21 protein-coding genes are annotated in these 17,062 nt (G+C 61.7%); 10 read left to right on the forward strand and 11 right to left on the reverse strand.

The features are described from left to right. The first annotated feature begins 34 nt into the window (after positions 1-34). Positions 35-598, forward strand: coding sequence for a cysteine hydrolase family protein (locus tag M1D89_RS03275; RefSeq protein WP_498650886.1), 564 nt, complete (start codon positions 35-37; stop codon positions 596-598). Here M1D89_RS03275 and M1D89_RS03280 read toward each other — a convergent pair. From M1D89_RS03280 to M1D89_RS03295, 4 genes are all read right to left on the reverse strand, one after another. Next, positions 590-1,453 (reverse strand): AraC family transcriptional regulator, encoded by an 864-nt coding sequence (locus M1D89_RS03280; RefSeq protein ID WP_498650887.1) that lies wholly within the window; start codon positions 1,451-1,453, stop codon positions 590-592. The two genes, M1D89_RS03275 and M1D89_RS03280, sit on opposite strands and share 9 nt — an antisense overlap. A gap of 195 nt (positions 1,454-1,648) precedes the next feature. Continuing rightward, entirely contained in the window at positions 1,649-1,909 is a 261-nt protein-coding gene (locus M1D89_RS03285) for a hypothetical protein (RefSeq protein ID WP_498647994.1), read from the reverse strand. Continuing rightward, entirely contained in the window at positions 1,902-2,174 is a 273-nt protein-coding gene (locus tag M1D89_RS03290) for a GlsB/YeaQ/YmgE family stress response membrane protein (protein WP_498647996.1), read from the reverse strand. The genes M1D89_RS03285 and M1D89_RS03290 overlap by 8 nt, the downstream gene beginning before the upstream one ends. Positions 2,175-2,478: 304 nt before the next feature. Continuing rightward, complete coding sequence (locus M1D89_RS03295; protein ID WP_498647998.1) at positions 2,479-2,676, reverse strand: CsbD family protein; 198 nt, start codon at positions 2,674-2,676, stop codon at positions 2,479-2,481. A 185-nt stretch (positions 2,677-2,861) separates the two neighbouring features. Between M1D89_RS03295 and M1D89_RS03300 the strand changes: the two genes are divergently transcribed. After that, positions 2,862-3,296 carry a hypothetical protein gene (locus M1D89_RS03300; RefSeq protein ID WP_498648000.1) on the forward strand — a complete coding sequence of 145 codons (435 nt, stop codon included), beginning with the start codon at positions 2,862-2,864 and terminating at the stop codon, positions 3,294-3,296. Between the two features lie 49 nt (positions 3,297-3,345). On the opposite strand, the gene M1D89_RS03305 is transcribed toward M1D89_RS03300, so the two are convergent. Together M1D89_RS03305 and M1D89_RS03310 are read right to left on the reverse strand one after the other, a co-directional pair. Further along, a complete protein-coding gene (locus M1D89_RS03305; RefSeq protein ID WP_498648002.1) occupies positions 3,346-4,050 on the reverse strand; it encodes an alpha/beta fold hydrolase in 705 nt (234 codons plus the stop codon). Positions 4,051-4,092: 42 nt separating this feature from the next. After that, positions 4,093-4,662 carry a YdeI/OmpD-associated family protein gene (locus M1D89_RS03310; protein ID WP_498648004.1) on the reverse strand — a complete coding sequence of 190 codons (570 nt, stop codon included), beginning with the start codon at positions 4,660-4,662 and terminating at the stop codon, positions 4,093-4,095. A gap of 130 nt (positions 4,663-4,792) precedes the next feature. Here M1D89_RS03310 and M1D89_RS03315 point away from each other — a divergent pair, with 130 nt between their 5' ends. The 7 genes from M1D89_RS03315 to M1D89_RS03345 all read left to right on the forward strand — a co-directional run bounded on the left by M1D89_RS03315 (position 4,793) and on the right by M1D89_RS03345 (position 12,562). After that, positions 4,793-5,950, forward strand: a complete 1,158-nt coding sequence (locus M1D89_RS03315; protein WP_498648006.1) for an IS30 family transposase — start codon at positions 4,793-4,795, stop codon at positions 5,948-5,950. A 180-nt stretch (positions 5,951-6,130) separates the two neighbouring features. After that, a complete protein-coding gene (locus M1D89_RS03320; RefSeq protein ID WP_498650888.1) occupies positions 6,131-7,606 on the forward strand; it encodes a fumarylacetoacetate hydrolase family protein in 1,476 nt (491 codons plus the stop codon). After that, positions 7,599-8,255, forward strand: a complete 657-nt coding sequence (locus tag M1D89_RS03325) for a GntR family transcriptional regulator (protein WP_498648007.1) — start codon at positions 7,599-7,601, stop codon at positions 8,253-8,255. Before M1D89_RS03320 ends, M1D89_RS03325 begins: the two co-directional genes overlap by 8 nt. A gap of 52 nt (positions 8,256-8,307) precedes the next feature. Continuing rightward, entirely contained in the window at positions 8,308-9,846 is a 1,539-nt protein-coding gene (gene hpaE, locus M1D89_RS03330) for a 5-carboxymethyl-2-hydroxymuconate semialdehyde dehydrogenase (RefSeq protein ID WP_498648009.1), read from the forward strand. Between the two features lie 41 nt (positions 9,847-9,887). Continuing rightward, entirely contained in the window at positions 9,888-10,985 is a 1,098-nt protein-coding gene (gene hpaD, locus M1D89_RS03335) for a 3,4-dihydroxyphenylacetate 2,3-dioxygenase (RefSeq protein ID WP_498648011.1), read from the forward strand. Between the two features lie 3 nt (positions 10,986-10,988). After that, a complete protein-coding gene (hpaH, locus tag M1D89_RS03340; protein WP_498648013.1) occupies positions 10,989-11,774 on the forward strand; it encodes a 2-oxo-hept-4-ene-1,7-dioate hydratase in 786 nt (261 codons plus the stop codon). After that, complete coding sequence (locus tag M1D89_RS03345) at positions 11,759-12,562, forward strand: HpcH/HpaI aldolase family protein (protein ID WP_498648015.1); 804 nt, start codon at positions 11,759-11,761, stop codon at positions 12,560-12,562. Before hpaH ends, M1D89_RS03345 begins: the two co-directional genes overlap by 16 nt. A gap of 14 nt (positions 12,563-12,576) precedes the next feature. On the opposite strand, the gene M1D89_RS03350 is transcribed toward M1D89_RS03345, so the two are convergent. The 5 genes from M1D89_RS03350 to purB form a co-directional block, all read right to left on the reverse strand. Further along, complete coding sequence (locus M1D89_RS03350; RefSeq protein WP_498648017.1) at positions 12,577-12,948, reverse strand: nuclear transport factor 2 family protein; 372 nt, start codon at positions 12,946-12,948, stop codon at positions 12,577-12,579. 126 nt (positions 12,949-13,074) lie between these two features. Further along, positions 13,075-13,509, reverse strand: coding sequence for an acyl-CoA thioesterase (locus tag M1D89_RS03355; RefSeq protein ID WP_017198826.1), 435 nt, complete (start codon positions 13,507-13,509; stop codon positions 13,075-13,077). A 52-nt stretch (positions 13,510-13,561) separates the two neighbouring features. Next, a complete protein-coding gene (locus M1D89_RS03360; RefSeq protein ID WP_017198825.1) occupies positions 13,562-14,065 on the reverse strand; it encodes a GNAT family N-acetyltransferase in 504 nt (167 codons plus the stop codon). Positions 14,066-14,281: 216 nt separating this feature from the next. Then, on the reverse strand, positions 14,282-14,944 hold the full coding sequence (locus tag M1D89_RS03365; protein WP_498648020.1) for a histidine phosphatase family protein: 663 nt from the start codon (positions 14,942-14,944) through the stop codon (positions 14,282-14,284). Positions 14,945-15,091: 147 nt separating this feature from the next. After that, positions 15,092-16,498 (reverse strand): adenylosuccinate lyase, encoded by a 1,407-nt coding sequence (gene purB / locus M1D89_RS03370; protein ID WP_498648022.1) that lies wholly within the window; start codon positions 16,496-16,498, stop codon positions 15,092-15,094. A 168-nt stretch (positions 16,499-16,666) separates the two neighbouring features. On the opposite strand from purB, the gene M1D89_RS03375 reads away from it, so the two are divergent. Continuing rightward, the gene (locus M1D89_RS03375) at positions 16,667-16,978 is read left to right on the forward strand and encodes a hypothetical protein (RefSeq protein ID WP_498648024.1); all 312 of its coding nucleotides are present in this window, start codon (positions 16,667-16,669) and stop codon (positions 16,976-16,978) included. Positions 16,979-17,062: the final 84 nt, after the last annotated feature.

Consider the following 17,062-nt stretch of genomic DNA (forward strand, 5'->3'; position numbering starts at 1 on the left):
GGTTTGTTGAGGTTCACGTGTGAGGGGAGAAAGAATGATCGCTGTGTTGGTGATCGACATGCAGAACGCCTACTTCGAAGACCCTGCTCTGAAGGGGCGTCAGGAAGAAATTGTTGCTGCCTGCAATTCGTTGACCAGTGCAGCGCTCCAAGCCGGGGCCAAAGTGCTCCTGGTAGGAACCGTGCATGAACGGGACAAATCCACGTGGAGCCTGAACATGCTCGACGATGACCAGGGCTTCATCTTCAGGGGCAGTGAGCAGGCCGAGTTCGTTCCCGGACTGCTCACTGCCGATCATCCCCGGTTGGTCAAGACTCGGGACAGCGCCTTTTTCGGGACAGACCTGAACATGCGGCTGAGGAACTGGGGTGTGGACACCGTCATTCTTGCCGGTATTTCAGCACATAACTGCATCGCCCAAACGGCCGCTGACGCCTTTGCCCACAACATCAAGGTGATTTATGCGGCCGAGGCCATTGGGACGGAGAATGCAGAGGCCGCCGAGTCCGTACTCCGTGCCCTTACCCGTGAATACCGGCAGAATGTGTTGCCCCTGGAAGAGATCCGTCAGCTTCTGGAGTCAGTTCCTTCAGCGTAGTTCCTCCCTTTCAATGGGGATCCACAGTTGCCCGCGGCCATGCGTGCCGCCGGGTTCCACGTGGACGCTGAGCATTTCCGGTCCCGGTGCCCACCTGTAGGGGTTGGCGGGAAACCACTCCGTGGCGGCATCAGCCCACATGCCCTGCAAGACTTCCGGGAACCTTCCCTCGGTTTCGAAGACCACCCACAGACCGGCCGGGACCTCAAGGAAGTCGAAACCTTCCGGGACCGATTTGGTAGAGGCCACTGCGTGCCAGTAGTCCAGTTCGCTTCCCTCGGTGCGCTGCTCTTTGATGTTGTCAGTAACTGAGAGGGGGCCCACCGGATCCAAATCCGCAAGCTCCAGTAGGGACTTGGTGACCGCAGGGTCCAGTCCTTTCTGGAAGTCGATGATGGCCTGGTTGGGTCCCTCGTGGACCAATGGGACACGTGCTTTCAGGCCGATGAGGCGGAAAGCGGGTTGATCTTCTATGCGGTGCTTCATGTCGGTGTTTCCTTCGACTCGGAGGTGGAACCTCAATTGAGGTTGGGAATGGAGAACCGCGCCCGGCATTCGCGCCTCTGAGGGGCTTAGCCCGTGCAGGGCCCTGAAAGCGCGGGTGAAGGCCTCTGCCGATCCGTAGCCATAGCGAACGGCAACGTCCAGCACAGTCCCGCCCTCCAGGATTTCCGCAGTGGCTGCTGTCAGGCGCCGTCTGCGGATGTACTCAGAGATTGGCAGACCGGCCAGGGAGGAAAACATCCGCCGAAAGTGATACTCGGATGTCAAAGCGGCACGCGCCAAGACGCCCACCTCGATATCCGCGGCCAGGTCTTGCTCAATGAGCTCTATGGCCCGGTTCCACCCCTGCATCATGTCTCCCTCTTCCACCCGGTGCTCCATCCTTTTCATCGACGCTACGCGGACTTCCGAGTCGATGACCCAACAATCCATGCCCGAAAATATCAGGTCGGACAGCGTAAGAAACGGGACACTGTAGGCCCCGGACAACGCAAGAACCCGGAGACTGCAGCTGCAGTTCTCCGGGTTCTTGGCTGTATTCAGATATTACGGTCGACTGGAGCCTGACGCTTCTTCGTCCGGTTCAGAGGAGAAGGGCCGGTCTTCAGGGACGTCTTCCGTGTTCTTCTCATTCAGTTCGGCGTCGGCCGAAGGCACCGTCTTCTCGGCGTAGTCACCCTCGGTGTAGTCGCCTCCGGCATCTTCCTTCAGGGTTTCCGGGGACACTCCGGTGTCGCCGTAGTCGCCTTCGGAGTACTGGCCTTCGAGTTCGTCGCCGTTGGCGTCGCGGTCCTGGTTATTAGCCATGGTGTGTCCTGCGACGTCCGGTGACCAGGCCGTAGATCAGCAGCACGATGATGGAGCCGCCGATGGCCAGGAGCCACGTGGTGAGGGAGAAGAATTCCTGCAGGCCCGTGTTAAAGATGAGCCCGCCGATCCAGCCGCCCAGGAGTGCGCCGACGACGCCCAACAGGAGGGTGACCAGCCAGCCGCCACCCTGGCGACCGGGAAGAATAAGCTTTGCGATAGCGCCGGCCAAAAGGCCGAGCAGAAGAAAACCAAAGAAACCCATTTTTGCTCCTACTTTCTTGTTGATGGAAATTCCATGAACGTGATGAAGCGAGTAAGTTCATCGGGTGCCTGTTCCAAGCTGTAGGCACCGTAATGGGGCCCCTGAAGGCCCTATGGAATGTGGGGAATTGGAACTAGTGTGAAACCCCGATGAATTTATGAAATGAAGCCAATAAAGCACTCCTGCCGATTGGGTCGGACTCAGTACTACACGAGCAACGCTAGCGGCTCCCGGGGCAAGTAGCAAGTAACCTGACTATTAGCCGCCCCTTGCTTGCGGGCCCGGAATGCCGCGGATTCGCGGCCTAGTGGTCCTTCAGGGAGTCCGCAACTCCCTTGGCCGCGTCCTTGACTTTCTCGCCCGACTGCTTGAGGTTCGCCTCGGATTGCTCGCCGACCCCTTCGGCTTGCAGGTCCCTGTCGCCGGTTGTTTCGCCGGTCTTTTCCTTAACCTTGCCGCCTGCTTCTTCGGCAGCATTATTAATCTTGTCACCCAGTCCCATGGTTTTCGCTCCTCGGGTTGTGATGCAGTTACTTCCTGCGGTTGTCCGCTGGTTGGCATAACAGTTTAGTCGAATGTTCTATTTCGGCAAATTACTATTAACCGGCGCGCAATCAATGGGCAGGTGACAGGGCGTGCTCTGCGGGGATAGTGTCGAGGAATAACACCTCGGAAGGAGTGATTGCTGTGAAAGGCAAAGCATTGTTCGCCGTTGGCGTGGCTGTCGGTTACGTATGGGGATCGAAGTCCTGGCCGGAGGTGTACCGGCGGGTCCGCGGAGGCACCGAGAAGCTTTGGAAGAACCCTGAAGTTCAAGAGAACGTGCACCAGGCCACGGAAGCAGTCCAGGAATCCGTGCCGGATATTCTGGACAACCTGTATGAGGCCGGCAAGAAGTTGCTGGAAAAGGCAGAAGCGATGTTCCCTGGCATCACTTCCCCTAAGGCGGGTCAGCATACTGACTCCTCTTCCAGCAGCAAGCCCACCGTCACTACCGTGCCCACTATCACGTCCGACGTGGTGTCCGATCCTGCCTTGGATGACGCCACGGGAAGTGACTGGACGGACGAAGGCGGCGCTGCCCCGGAAGGACCGGCGACCAACACGCCGCCCAAGGCCTGAACCCTCCTCACTGAAGGCGACAGCGTCGGGAAAGTGCCGACGTCGGGGTCTACTTGGTGCGATCCACTGCCGTCAGGATCGCTTCGCCCAGCTCTTTGGGTTTGGTGAACTGCGGCCAGTGTCCGGTGGGGAGGTCGATGTACTCGACGTCCCGGATCCTGGCGAGTTCCGCCGTGAACGGGTGCCCGGCATCCATCCACTCCTTGAGGAGCGATGACGGGAATTGGCAAGCAATGATCGTGGCTGGTACGTCGTAGCGCCGGACGTCGCTCAGGTGTTGCTGGTCGAAGGCAACGCCCTTGGGCTCCGGAATGGCCTGTGCCCGGAAGGCCTCCTTGAGGTCGTCAGTCAGGTCTACGAGGTCTTCTTCCTCGAACAATTCCCACTGCGGCAGCGGGACGTCGTGGCCGTCGTCGGGCAGTTCGTCATTGATGACCCCTCCCTCACCGAGCGGTCCGCTGTCAACGTAAATGGCGCGGGCAACTCGGTCCGGGCGGGCGTCTGCCACACCGTGGATGATGGCACCGCCACCTGAATGGCCCACCAGGATGGCCTTGCCGTCGAGGGAGTCTACTTTTGCCACCACGGCGTCGATATGGGTGCGAAGGCCGATGCCCGCGCGTGATGCGTCCACCGACTCCAGCCCTGGCAGCGTCAGCGGATGAACCGTGTGGCCGGCTGCTTCCAGCGGCGGCGTCACCTCCTCCCACGACGACGCGTCCAACCAGAAACCGGGTACAAGGATGATGTCCATGCCGGTACCCTACGGGAGCCCACCGACAGTTTGTAAGAGTAGCTAGCTTCGCTCGGCCAGCTTCTCCACTGCCTTCGCCAGGATCTTGGCGCGCGACTCCGGGGAACGGGCTTTTAGCACCTGCAAAATGATGAGGTAGCGCTCTGTCTTGCCCAGATTTTCAAAGGTTTCCTTTGCAGCCCGGTTTCCGGCGAGTGCGGCCTGCAGATCCTCCGGAACTTCTGCGTTGGCCTGCGAAACGTAAGCGGCTTCCCACCGGCCATCAGCTTTGGCTGCATCTATTTCGGCGTATCCGGCCGGTTGCATGCGTCCTGCGCTTATCAGTGTTTCCACTTTGCCCACGTTCACTTGGGACCACGAACTCCGGGCCCGGCGCCGCGAATAGCGTTGGAGGAAGGTTTTCTCGTCGTGGCCCTTGCGTTGGCCGTCGATCCAGCCGAAGCAGAGGGCGCCGTCCAAGGCGTCCTGTATCTCGATGAGGCCTGCGCCCGAGTTCCTCTTCCCGATCACAAGCCAGGCTTCGGCCTTGGTGTTGTGGTTCGCGGAGAGCCAGTCTTCCCACTCCGCGCCGCTGGCAAATCTCAGCAACTCCGGCTCACTCTTCTGCTCCATGCTTTTCCCTGCCCGCTGCTCCTCGTTCACGTACCCAGCATCCCCCAAGTAAGTAGCAGATCAGGTCGTTCTGAGGGCGCTGAATCATGCGGTGATCGCAACACCTGATTATTGAAGGGTGTCGATTGCCATGGTGAAGTTCACGAATCGTTTGGTTGCTGAGGTTGTCCAGTCGTTCTGGCAGCAGGTTGCGGACGGTGCCCGTTTTGAAGATGCTGGTGCGTTCGTCGGGTGGTCCGTAATGACGGTCCGCCGTGAGCTGAGGTCCTCAGGAGGGGTCCGGCCCCGTCGGGGCCGGACCCTGACCGGCCGGTCCCTATCGTTCCAGGAGCGGGAGTTGATCTCGTTATGGCGGGGCAAGGAATCGGTCCGTGAGATCGCCAGACGTTTGGGTCGTTCCCCGTCAACGATCTCCCGGGAGCTCCGGCGGAACGCTGACAAGGTCTTTTTCTACCGGGCTACCACCGCCCATGCCCGCGCCCACGCCCGGGCAGCCAGGCCCAAGACCGCTAAGCTCAACAGCAACAAGCCCTTGCGCCTGGAAGTCGAAAAGCGGCTCGAAAAGAAAGACTCACCGGTCCAGATCGCTGGCAGACTCCGCAAGGACTTCCCGAACAACCCGGAGATGTGGGTGTCACACGAGACCATCTACCAGTCCCTCTATCTCGAGTCCCGGGGCGGGCTAAAGCGGGAACTGGTCAAGAACCTGCGCACCGGCCGGACCCTGCGCAAACCCCAACGCCGCCCCGACGAACGCCGCGGCAGAATCCAGGACAAGGTCATGATCGCCGACCGTCCCGCCGAGGTCGAAGACCGTGCCGTGCCAGGGCATTGGGAAGGGGACCTGATCGTAGGCAAGGACGGAAAAACCGCCATCGGCACCATCGTGGAGCGCACAACCGGGTTCGTGATGCTCCTCCATGTCCCGACCGGTCAAAACCGTGCCGAGTCTGTTCGGGATGGGCTGATCCGCAAAATGGGCGCCCTTCCCGACGAACTGAGGCTCTCACTGACCTGGGACCAAGGCACCGAAATGCGCAGGCACAAGGAAGTGAAGATCGCAGCCGACATCGACATCTACTTCTGCGATCCCCACTCACCTTGGCAACGCGGCTCGAACGAGAACACCAACGGGCTCCTGCGCCAGTACTTCCCCAAAGGCGCAGACCTAAGCATCTACAGCCAAACCGACCTCGACTACGTCGCCCACGAACTCAACGACAGACCCCGCCAACGATTCGACTTCTGCACCCCCAATGAGATGATCAGAACCTTCCTGTTGCGATAACCGCTAGAAACCACCGGCTCAAAACGACCTGATCTGCTACTTACTTGGGTTTGAAAAGGGGGTTGACGTAGATCACGTTCCGGTCCATAGTTATCGTATACGATTTCGTACTTGATAAATGTTCGATCAGGAGGAGGCGCCGTGACACTGGAGTTCCGGACCCAGGAAGTCAGCCAGGACATGCTGGCTCGGACGCGCAAGGTCATTGCCGTACACATCAACTACCCCAGCCGTGCGGCGCAGCGCGGGCGTACTCCTGAACAGCCGTCGTACTTTCTGAAGCCTTCTTCTTCTCTGGCGCTCGGCTCTACGGAGGTGCCCGGCACGGTTGAGCGCCCCTCAGGGTGTGAACTGCTGGGCTATGAGGGCGAGATCGCCTTGGTGATGGGCAAGTCCGCCCGTCGTGTCGGGTTGGAGGATGCCTGGAGCCACGTCGAATGGGTCACTGCGTCCAACGACCTTGGCGTGTACGACCTTCGTTATGCAGACAAGGGATCCAACGTCCGGTCCAAGGGCGGCGATGGCTTCACTCCCGTTGGCCCCGCGTTAATCCCTGCCGACGCCGTCGACCCGGCCGGATTACGAATCCGCACTTGGCATAACGGAGACCTGGTTCAGGACGACACCACCGAGGACCTGCTCTTCCCGTTCGCCCAACTCGTCGCGGACCTCTCCCAGTTGCTCACGCTCGAAGAGGGCGACATCATCCTCACCGGCACCCCCGCCGGCGCCTCCGTGGCCAAGCCGGGCGACGTCGTCGAAATTGAGGTCACCGGCGGTGACTTCAGCAGCGGCCGCCTGGCCACCAAGGTAACGGAAGGCACGACGCCGTTCGCGGACTTTGGTGCCCGTCCCAAGACTGATGACACCCAGCGGGAAGAGGCGTTCGGATCGCGGGAAGCTGCCGGGCTGCCTGCCCCGGTTTCCCAGGCTTCGGTGCTAATGCCGGAGCTGAAGGCGAAGCTGGAGTCAGTTGCTACGGCCACACTTTCTTCCCAGCTCCGCAAGCGCGGGCTGAACAACGTGAGCATCGATGGCCTGCAGGCCACCCGCCCGGACCGCAAGGTAGTAGGCCTGGCCCGCACCCTGCGCTACGTGCCCAACCGCGAGGACCTCTTCAAGACCCACGGCGGCGGATTCAACGCCCAGAAGCGCGCCATTGATTCCGTGAATGAGGGCGAAATCCTGGTCATGGAAGCCCGCGGCGAAAAGGGCACCGGCACCGTGGGAGACATCCTGGCGCTGCGTGCCCAAGTCCGCGGGGCTGCGGCCATCATCACCGACGGCGGCGTCCGCGACTACTCCGCCGTGGCCGACTTGGAAATGCCAACCTACTTCGCCAACCCGCACCCGGCAGTACTGGGGCGCCGGCACATCCCCTGGGACACCGACATCACCATCGCCTGCGGCGGCGCCACCGTCCAGCCCGGGGACATCATCGTGGCCGACTCGGACGGCATCCTGGTGATCCCTCCGGCCATCGCCGAAGAACTGGTGGACGACTGCATCCAGCAGGAAAAGGAAGAGACGTTCATCTTGCAGATGGTCCAGGAAGGCAACAGCGTTGACGGGCTGTACCCGATGAACAAGGAATGGCAGGCACGCTTCCAGGAGTGGTCGGCCAGCCAAAGCCCGGAAGGAGCCTCCGGTGACTGAAACCGCCGTCGAAAGCAAGTCCCAGCAGGCGTATGCCGCCGTGAAGGCGCGCATCATCGAGGGCACGTACACACCCGGTTACCGGCTGGTGCTCGCCAAGATCGCGGAGGACCTGGGCTTCAGCGTAGTCCCCGTGCGCGAAGCGATCCGTCGACTGGAAGCCGAAGGATTGGTGAAGTTCGAGCGCAACGTGGGCGCGACGGTGTCCGGGATCGACCCCACCGAGTACCTCTATACGATGCAGACTTTGAGCATCGTGGAGGGCGCGGCCACGGCATTGTCAGCGCCGATGATCGATTCTGTAGCCATTGCCCGCGCCCGTGCGGTGAACGAGGAGATGCGTGAGTGCCTGGAGCACTTCGACCCCGTCCGTTTTACCGCACTGAACCAAGACTTCCACAGCGTCCTCTTTGAACACTGCCCTAATCCGCACATTCTGGACCTGGTCCACCGCGGCTGGAACCGGCTGGCCTCGCTTCGTTCGTCAACTTTCCGGTTTGTTCCGGGCCGCGCCCAGGAATCGGTGCGCGAGCACGAGGCTTTGCTGCAGCTTATTGAGGGCGCTGCAGACGCCGACACCATCGAAAAAGCAGCCCGGCAACACCGCGCCGCCACGCTGGACGCATATCTGGCCCAAGCCAAGCAATAATCACCGCCCCAAAGCAATCACCAGCCACTGATCACTAGTTAGGACTTCAACGATGACGACCTCAGTAGAGACCGCCAAGCATTACATCCCCGAGAACCTGCCGTCTCACATTCAGCACTTCATCAACGGCGAGTTCGTTGACTCCCTGTCCGGCAAGACTTTCGATGTCCTGGATCCGGTATCCAACGGCAACTATGCCACCGCTGCTGCTGGCCAGAAGGAAGACATCGACCTCGCTGTCGCCGCCGCCCGCGAAGCATTCGTCAATGGTCCGTGGCCGAAGATGAAGCCGCGTGAGCGTGCCCGGGTGTTGAACAAGATCGCCGACGCGGTTGAGGCGCAGGAAGCCCGCCTCGCTGAGCTCGAAACCTTCGATACCGGCCTGCCGATCACCCAGGCCAAGGGCCAAGCACTCCGCGCTGCCGAGAACTTCCGCTTCTTCGCAGACTTGATCGTTGCGCAGTTCGATGACGCCATGAAGGTCCCGGGTTCGCAGATCAACTACGTGAACCGTAAGCCGATCGGCGTCGCGGGCCTGATCACGCCGTGGAACACCCCGTTCATGCTGGAGTCCTGGAAGCTCGCCCCGGCTTTGGCCACCGGTAACACCGTGGTGCTGAAACCGGCCGAGTTCACCCCGCTGTCTGCCTCACTGTGGGCGCAGATTTTCAAGGATGCAGGCCTGCCCGACGGCGTGTTCAACCTGGTCAATGGCCTGGGCGAAGAAGCCGGTGACGCGCTGGTGAAGCACCCGGACGTGCCGCTGATTTCCTTCACCGGCGAGACCACCACGGGCCAGACAATCTTCCGTAACGCCGCAGCCAACCTCAAGGGCCTGTCCATGGAGCTCGGCGGAAAGTCCCCGTGCGTTGTCTTTGCCGACGCCGACCTTGATGCTGCCATTGATTCGGCTCTGTTCGGTGTGTTCTCCCTCAACGGCGAACGTTGCACCGCCGGCTCCCGCATCCTGGTTGAGCGCGCCATCTACGACGAGTTCTGCGAGAAGTACGCCGCCCGTGCCAAGAACATCGTGGTGGGCGATCCTCACGATCCCAAGACCCAGGTAGGCGCGCTGGTCCACCCCGAGCACTACCGGAAAGTGGCTTCGTACGTGGAGATCGGCAAGTCCGAAGGCCGGCTCCTGGCTGGCGGTGGCCGACCCGACCACCTCCCCGAAGGTAACTACATCGCACCCACGGTGTTTGCCGACGTCGCGCCTGACGCGCGGATCTTCCAAGAGGAAATCTTCGGTCCCGTCGTGGCCATCACGCCGTTCGAGAACGACGACGAAGCCCTCGCCTTGGCGAACAACACCAAGTACGGCCTGGCGGCCTATATCTGGACCCAGAACCTGACCCGGGCACACAACTTCTCCCAGAACGTCGAGGCCGGCATGGTGTGGCTTAACAGCCACAACGTTCGCGATCTCCGCACCCCGTTCGGTGGGGTCAAGGCCTCCGGCCTGGGCCACGAGGGTGGCTACCGTTCCATCGACTTCTACACCGACCAGCAAGCCGTGCACATCACGCTCGGCTCTGTGCACACCCCCAAGTTCGGCAGCATCGACGCTTCTGCTGCCAACGAGGGCTAAATCGACTCCCCACTGACCCCTTTCAACGAAGAGAGACCATCATGAGCAACCCCTTCACCGGCCCCATCGCCACCCCCACAGTCCCGGCACCGGACATCGTGCGCTGCGCCTACCTGGAACTCGTGGTCACGGACCTGGCCAAATCCCGCGCGTTCTACGTGGACCTCCTGGGCCTGCACGTCACCGAAGAGGACGAGAACACCATTTACCTGCGCTCCTTTGAGGAGTTCATCCACCACAACCTGGTCCTCCGCAAGGGCCCGGTTGCGGCGGCTGCAGCCTTCGCGTACCGGGTGAAGTCCCCGGCCGAGGTTGACGCCGCTGAAGCGTACTACCGCGAACTCGGTTGCCGGGTGGAGCGACGCAAGGAAGGCTTCACCAAGGGCGTGGGCGACTCCGTCCGCGTGGAGGACCCGCTGGGCTTCCCGTATGAGTTCTTCTACGACGTAGAGCACGTCGAGCGCCTGACCCAGCGCTACGACCTCTACTCCGCCGGCGAACTGGTCCGCCTGGACCACTTCAACCAGGTCACCCCGGACGTCCCGCGCGGCCGCAAGTACCTGGAGGACCTCGGCTTCCGCGTCTCGGAAGACATCAAGGATTCCGACGGCGTCACGTACGCCGCGTGGATGCACCGCAAGCAGACGGTGCACGACACCGCGTTGACCGGTGGCAATGGCCCCCGCCTGCACCACATCGCGTTCTCCACCCACGAGAAGCACAACATCATCCAGATCTGCGACAAGATGGGCGCCCTGCGCATCTCCGACCGGATCGAACGCGGTCCAGGACGGCACGGTGTGTCCAACGCGTTCTACCTCTACATCCTGGACCCGGACGGCCACCGCGTAGAGATCTACACCCAGGACTACTACACCGGTGATCCGGACAACCCCACCGTCACCTGGGACGTCCACGACAACCAGCGTCGGGACTGGTGGGGCAACCCCGTGGTCCCGTCCTGGTACACCGAAGCCTCCCTGGTTCTGGACCTCGACGGCAACCCGCAACCGCTCATCGAACGCGAGGACAAGTCCGAAATGGCTGTTACAGTTGGCGCCGACGGCTTCTCCTACACGCGCCCCGAGGGTGCCTCCGGCGACGCCGCAGAGGGCTTCAAGCTGGGAGCGCAGGTCTAGAGCATGCTGGACGCGAAGACGATCGAAGCCATTGCCGACGAGCTCCTTGAAGCCGGCCGGAACCGCAAGCCGGTCCCGCGCCTCACGGCCCGCTACCCGGACATGACGGTGGAGGATTCCTACGCCGTTCAGCAGCTGTGGATGCGGCGGAACGAGGAAGCCGGACGCACGTTGGTGGGGCGCAAGATCGGCCTCACGTCCAAGGCCATGCAGGCCGCCACGGGGATTACGGAGCCGGATTACGGAGCCATTTTTGATGACATGGTCCTGGAAACCGGCTGCTCCCTGGAGTGGGACAAGTACACGCACCCCCGGGTTGAGGTGGAGCTGGCATTCGTGCTCAAGTCGGGTCTCAAAGGGCCGGGCTGCACAATTTTCGACGTCCTCAACGCCACCGACTACGTGGTTCCGGCCCTCGAGATCCTGGACTCCAGGATCGAAATGGAGGGCCGGACCATCGTGGACACCATCTCGGACAATGCCGCGATGGGCGCCATGGTGGTGGGTGGTCGACCGGTGCGTCCCGACGCCGTCGACCTCCGCTGGGTGTCGGCCATTCTGTACAAAAACCAGACCGTGGAGGAGACCGGAGTGGCCGCTGGCGTGCTGGATCACCCGGCCAACGGAGTCCATTGGCTGGCCAACAAAATCGCAGCACACGGGGACTCAATGAAAGCTGGAGATATCATCCTTGCGGGCTCGTTTACACGCCCCTTATGGGTGTACAAAGGTGATACCGTACACGCGGACTACGGACCGTTGGGAGTTGTGACATGTCACTTCAGCTGAGCCCCACCTTCTATTCGGCCCTTGGCGACGCGGCTCGCCCGCTGGCCGGAATGTGGGTGTGTTCCGGTAGCCCGCTGGTGGCGGAGATCTGTGCCGGCTCCGGTTTGGACTGGCTGCTGATTGATGCGGAGCATAGCCCCAACGGGCTCGAATCCATTGTGGCGCAGCTTCATGCGGTGAGCGGCTATCCGCTCCAGGTCATGGTTCGACCTCCGGTGAATGACACCGTGGTCATCAAGCAGTATTTGGACCTCGGCGTGCAGAACCTGCTGATTCCCATGGTGAACTCGGCATTCGAGGCCGCGGCGGCCGTTGCCGCGGTTCGTTATCCACCGCTCGGCGTTCGCGGCGTTGGCTCGGCACTGGCCCGGGCCTCGCGATGGAACCGCGTGCCGGACTACTTGGCTGTGGCTTCCGACTCGATCAGTCTCACCGTTCAGATCGAGTCCGAGGCCGCGGCATCCGCCGTTGAGGAGATTCTTGCCGTCGACGGCGTTGACGGAATCTTCCTTGGTCCCTCGGATCTCGCCGCCTCCATGGGCCTGCTGGGACAGCAGGAGAATCCCTTGGTGAGGGCCGTCGTCGAGCATTGCCTTGCAGCCGCGAAAGCCGCCGGGAAACCGGCAGGCGTGAATGCCTTCAATGAGGCAACTGCCCGCGCATATCTCGACGCCGGTGCCTCCTTTGTGCTGGTCGGCGCGGATGTCGCTGTTCTGGCCCGCGCTTCCGAGGGCTTCGCGTCAAAGTTCATTCCGGTGTCTGAAACGGCTGAGCGCGAAAGCTACTAAGCCAGTTGCCCGGGCTAGCTGGATGATGAGTTCTTGCGGGCCATGTACCACTCGGTGAATTCGCGGGCGCGACCGTCTTCGGCGAACCGGATAACCCAGAGATTGTCATAGGTGGGCTCGCCGTTCAGGTACGTGGTGAGGCCCTGGACGAATACGGTGTCACCGTCCTGGCCGAGCAGCGTCCATTCGAAGGTCCAGTCCTCGGGCTTGTCGCCGGCGTCTGCCCAGGCTTTGACGATCTCGTCGTGGCCGTTCCATTGTTTTTCGGTGTTCGGCCGATCGGAATAGACGGCATCTTCGGTAAACAGGGCACGGATATCGTCGGGCTCGTTCGAGGTCCACGCGCGTACGTACTGATCCATCCAAGAGTTCACGTCGTTGGTCATTTATCCGTTCTACCCTCCGGTGGTCCGAGGTTCAACGGTGGCTTGCGCTGTTTGCCCAACGTTCCTGCCTGGTTGGCGGGCTGGTTTCACGCCGCCAACCTGCAGGAACGCACGACGCCGGGTGGTTCAGTCCTCGTCCAGGGTTTCCGTGAGGTGGTGGGTGGGAATGCGGTCGCGATCGTACGTGATCTCGGTATAGCCATGCGGCTGAGGCCGGCCGTCGGCGCCGAGATTTACGAAGACGATTTCCTCGATGGTGAGGATGGCCTCCCGCGTGATCATGTTGCGGACCTCGGCCCGCATGGTCAGGGACGTGCGTCCGAAGCGTTTCGCCGTCAGGCCCATCTCCACCAAGTCGCCCTGGACCGCGGAGCTCACAAAGTTGATCTCGGAAATGTACTTGGTGACGGCGCGGCCGTTGCCCAATTGGAGGATGGCGTAGATCGCGGCCTCTTCATCGATCCACTTCAGCAGGCTGCCACCAAAGAGTGTGCCGTTGGCGTTAAGGTCCTCGGGCCGCACCCATTTGCGGGTGCGAAAGGTGATGTCTGCTTTTTCCATAATCCGAGATTATCGAACCGGCGCAACCTTCGCTTGATATTGCACCCGTGACCTATGCCATTGCAGTGTGCGAGGCGCTGTGTGAGTCGATTCGCTTGGAATAGCAATACGATTCGCTGACGCCGACGTACGGACCGAAATTTGGCACGGCGGCAAACCCCGCACTTTCATAGAAACTCCGACCATCCGACTGGGCCGACCCTGCCTCAGCTGCGATCACACTGAATCCATGGGAATGAGCCTGCGCTTCGAGCGCTGCGAGGATGGAACTCGCCACTCCCGAACCCCGGGCGTAGGGGACGACGTAAAGCCGCTTGATTTCGGCGGTCTTCTCATCCAGCATTCTCAGGCCGCCGCAGCCGAGAGGTTGGCCTGAGCACTTCTCGTAGGCCACAACAAACACGGCGGTGTCGGCCTCCGACGGCGGGGGACCGGGCTCGTGGTCCGTGGTTCCGAACCTCGCATCGAGTTCTGCCTGCTGTGCGGCGCGGAGGTCTGCGCCCACGGGGTTCGCCCAAGTTACCTGTCGGATGTTGAGCCGTGGGTTGGTCTGCATCTTGCCTCATTTCGCCGGGTTTCGGGGAGGTGTCTATGCGTCTTAAGCCTAGGGAACTGTGGTTACCGCGGTGTTTCCTGCGCGTAAGCGTCGGGAGAAATGCAGGCCTCTTCGCGTTGCGGGGCCTGCTCTGCGCCCTCCGGAGTAGGTTTTCCATGCAAAGCAGGCCCCGCAACGTACCGGAGCCCTGCAACGTCCCTAAATGGGTCATACGTATCAGGGCTGAAGGGCCTCGCCTGTGGGATCCTCGGCGGTTTGGTCTGCCAGCGCCATGCCGCCAACCGGGATCTGGTCCCAATGCAGAACGCGCCATCCGCCTTCGGGATCGCCTTCCAAGGCCACGATCCCGGTGTTCGGGAGTTGATGCGTTTCGGCGAACGCCGTGTCTATGTCCGTTGCCCTGCGTCCTGCCCAGCAGCGGATCGCCGCACCGTGGCTGACGATGGCCGCTGTGGAGTGTCCAGCTTCGGCGACTTTCTGTACGGAAGCATCAAATCTGGCGAAGAAGTCGTGCCCGCTGAATGCTCCGGGCATGCGCACATCCAAGTCACCGTCTGTCCAAGCGAAGACCGTGCTCATGTAGCGGAGGTGGGATTCGTGGTCGGTCTTCTTCTCCAACGCCCCAGCCTCAATTTCATGGACACCGTCCAGAATTGTCGGCTCCAATCCGGTGGCCTTCGCCAAAGGTGCGACGGTCCGGTGGGTGCGCAGCAACGTCGAGGTGTACAGCGCTTCAATGGCTTCGTCAGCCAAGGCCTCAGGCAGTGCGGCCGCTTGCCGTTCGCCGAGCTCGGTGAGCCCCGGCCCCGGGAACGCTGTGTCCAATTGGCCCGCGACGTTGCCGGGTGTCTGTCCGTGCCTGATCAACAGGAGCTTCATGCGTGCTCCGCTCCTTACGTCGTAACTGTTCCGGGATTATCGGGTGAGGGAACGCGATTCTGTTCACCAGCCTAAACGCCGACGGCGGGCCGAGGCACCAAGCCCCGGTCCGCCGTCGTCGAGCGTTTGCATTACTGCAAGTGGTCCTTACTGCAGGTGGTCCACCAGTTTGTCGGCGATGCCGGTGTACTTGCCCGGGGTCAGGGCGAGCAGACGCGCCTCGGCGTCGGGGGAGAGGCCAAGACCCTGAACGAATTCCTGCATGCGGGCGCCGTCCACGCGCTGGCCGCGGGTCAGGTCCTTAAGTCGTTCGTACGGGTTTTCCATGCCTTCGACGCCTGCGATGGCTTCGGCGCGCATAACCATTTGGATGGCTTCACCCAGGACTTCCCAGTTGGTGTTGAGGTCGCCAGCAAGGACTTCCTCTGCGACGTCCAAGGCCTTCAGACCCTTGGCTACGTTGGAGATCGCGAGCAGCGAGTGGCCGAAGGCAACACCGATGTTCCGCTGTGAGGAGGAGTCCGTGAGGTCGCGCTGCCAACGGGAGGTGACCAGTGTGGCGCCCAGGGTGTCCAGGAGGCCGTTGGAAATTTCCAGGTTGGCTTCGGCGTTCTCGAAGCGGATCGGGTTGACCTTGTGCGGCATCGTAGAGGAACCGGTGGCTCCGGCGACCGGGATCTGACGGAAGTAACCGATGGAGATGTAGCTCCAGATGTCCGTGCAGACGTTGTGCAGGATGCGGTTGAAGCGTGCGATGTCGGCGTAAAGCTCTGCCTGCCAGTCGTGGCTTTCGATCTGCGTGGTGAGTGGGTTCCAGGTGAGGCCCAGACCTTCCACGAACGTTTTGGCGACAGCTTCCCAGTCAGCACTGGGAACGGAAGCGACGTGCGCAGCGTAGGTGCCGGTGGCGCCGTTGATCTTGCCCAGGTATTCAGTTTTTGCAATGCGCGCCAGTTGGCGGTTCAAGCGGTGCGCTATGACAGCAAGTTCCTTGCCAAGGGTGGTGGGCGTTGCAGGCTGGCCGTGGGTACGGGACAGCATGGGGACGGAGCGGTTTGCTTCCGCCATGGCTTCGATCTGCTTCACGAGGGCGGTGGCGTTGGGCAGCCACACGTTCTCCACGGCACCCTTGATGCCAACAGCGTAGGAGAGGTTGTTGATGTCCTCTGAGGTGCATCCGAAATGCACCATGGCGGTGAGGTTCTCGATGCCAATGGCCGGCAGCCGGCGGCCGATGTAGTACTCAACGGCCTTGACGTCGTGGACGGTGACGGCTTCGATCTCGGCGAGTTCGTTAACAGAGGCGGCATCGAATTCGTTAACGATGGCACGCAGCTGGGAAACCTGCGCGTCGGACAGCGGCCCCGCGCCGGGCAGTACGGACTGGCCGGTCAGGTGGATGAGCCATTCAACTTCGACGTGAACGCGATCGCGGTTAAGCGCAGCCTCGGACAAGTAGTCAACGAGGGGTGCGACGGCGGCACGGTAGCGGCCATCAAGGGCGCCAAGGGCGAGGGGTTCGGAAGCGAGGGACACGCGGGTGGATTCAGCCATGTCGCCTATTGTTTCATGCTCCGCGCAGGGGTCGGGAGTCGATGACGAGCCTATGTGGACGGCTGATCGGGTTATCCACATAGGCGACGGCGGCCCTTCCGTTGGGTTCGGCCGCTGCGTAGCGTCGACCCTACCGATCAGCAGAACAATCAATGGAGTACACAGACAATGAGCGTCGGCTTGATGCCTGCACCCAACCCGCCCATTTTTGATCCCTTGGAGTGTGCTTCGCGAAGCCACGAAGTCCAAAGGCTCGCTTGGCGGATGCAAGCGTGCGTAGACCAAGTGGACCAGGTTCTCACGTCCCTGCGGAGAGCGCAGGTGGATGACTGGCTTTCTCCCGCGGGACGGGCCTACCGGACCACCCTTGCCCTGCATGCTTCAGCGTTGATGCGTGCGCGTGAGTCGGTGGAAGCTTCCGTTGCCATCGTGCTCCGACACTCTCAGAACGTCTCCGTCTCAGGCGAACGGGGTCTGTAATGGCAGATGCATCTCCCGTTGGCGCCGGCGCAGCGCCACAGCCCTCTCGCCCAGCCAGTGACGGAATCCTCAGTATCAGGGGAG

It is taken from the genome of Arthrobacter sp. D3-18, assembly GCF_054408525.1.

Excerpts from the sequence above, each read along its gene's own strand:
- M1D89_RS03350 (WP_498648017.1), bottom strand. The coding sequence starts at position 12,948 with ATGACCAACGACGTGAACTCTTGGATGGATCAGTACGTACGCGCGTGG.
- M1D89_RS03295 (WP_498647998.1), bottom strand. The coding sequence starts at position 2,676 with ATGGGACTGGGTGACAAGATTAATAATGCTGCCGAAGAAGCAGGCGGC.
- M1D89_RS03365 (WP_498648020.1), bottom strand. The coding sequence starts at position 14,944 with ATGAAGCTCCTGTTGATCAGGCACGGACAGACACCCGGCAACGTCGCG.
- M1D89_RS03315 (WP_498648006.1), top strand. The coding sequence starts at position 4,793 with ATGGTGAAGTTCACGAATCGTTTGGTTGCTGAGGTTGTCCAGTCGTTC.
- M1D89_RS03275 (WP_498650886.1), top strand. The coding sequence starts at position 35 with ATGATCGCTGTGTTGGTGATCGACATGCAGAACGCCTACTTCGAAGAC.
- M1D89_RS03360 (WP_017198825.1), bottom strand. The coding sequence starts at position 14,065 with ATGCAGACCAACCCACGGCTCAACATCCGACAGGTAACTTGGGCGAAC.
- hpaH (WP_498648013.1), top strand. The coding sequence starts at position 10,989 with ATGCTGGACGCGAAGACGATCGAAGCCATTGCCGACGAGCTCCTTGAA.
- M1D89_RS03355 (WP_017198826.1), bottom strand. The coding sequence starts at position 13,509 with ATGGAAAAAGCAGACATCACCTTTCGCACCCGCAAATGGGTGCGGCCC.
- M1D89_RS03310 (WP_498648004.1), bottom strand. The coding sequence starts at position 4,662 with ATGGAGCAGAAGAGTGAGCCGGAGTTGCTGAGATTTGCCAGCGGCGCG.
- M1D89_RS03280 (WP_498650887.1), bottom strand. The coding sequence starts at position 1,453 with ATGCAGGGGTGGAACCGGGCCATAGAGCTCATTGAGCAAGACCTGGCC.
- hpaE (WP_498648009.1), top strand. The coding sequence starts at position 8,308 with ATGACGACCTCAGTAGAGACCGCCAAGCATTACATCCCCGAGAACCTG.
- M1D89_RS03285 (WP_498647994.1), bottom strand. The coding sequence starts at position 1,909 with ATGGCTAATAACCAGGACCGCGACGCCAACGGCGACGAACTCGAAGGC.
- M1D89_RS03320 (WP_498650888.1), top strand. The coding sequence starts at position 6,131 with ATGCTGGCTCGGACGCGCAAGGTCATTGCCGTACACATCAACTACCCC.
- M1D89_RS03345 (WP_498648015.1), top strand. The coding sequence starts at position 11,759 with ATGTCACTTCAGCTGAGCCCCACCTTCTATTCGGCCCTTGGCGACGCG.
- purB (WP_498648022.1), bottom strand. The coding sequence starts at position 16,498 with ATGGCTGAATCCACCCGCGTGTCCCTCGCTTCCGAACCCCTCGCCCTT.
- hpaD (WP_498648011.1), top strand. The coding sequence starts at position 9,888 with ATGAGCAACCCCTTCACCGGCCCCATCGCCACCCCCACAGTCCCGGCA.
- M1D89_RS03305 (WP_498648002.1), bottom strand. The coding sequence starts at position 4,050 with ATGGACATCATCCTTGTACCCGGTTTCTGGTTGGACGCGTCGTCGTGG.
- M1D89_RS03375 (WP_498648024.1), top strand. The coding sequence starts at position 16,667 with ATGAGCGTCGGCTTGATGCCTGCACCCAACCCGCCCATTTTTGATCCC.
- M1D89_RS03290 (WP_498647996.1), bottom strand. The coding sequence starts at position 2,174 with ATGGGTTTCTTTGGTTTTCTTCTGCTCGGCCTTTTGGCCGGCGCTATC.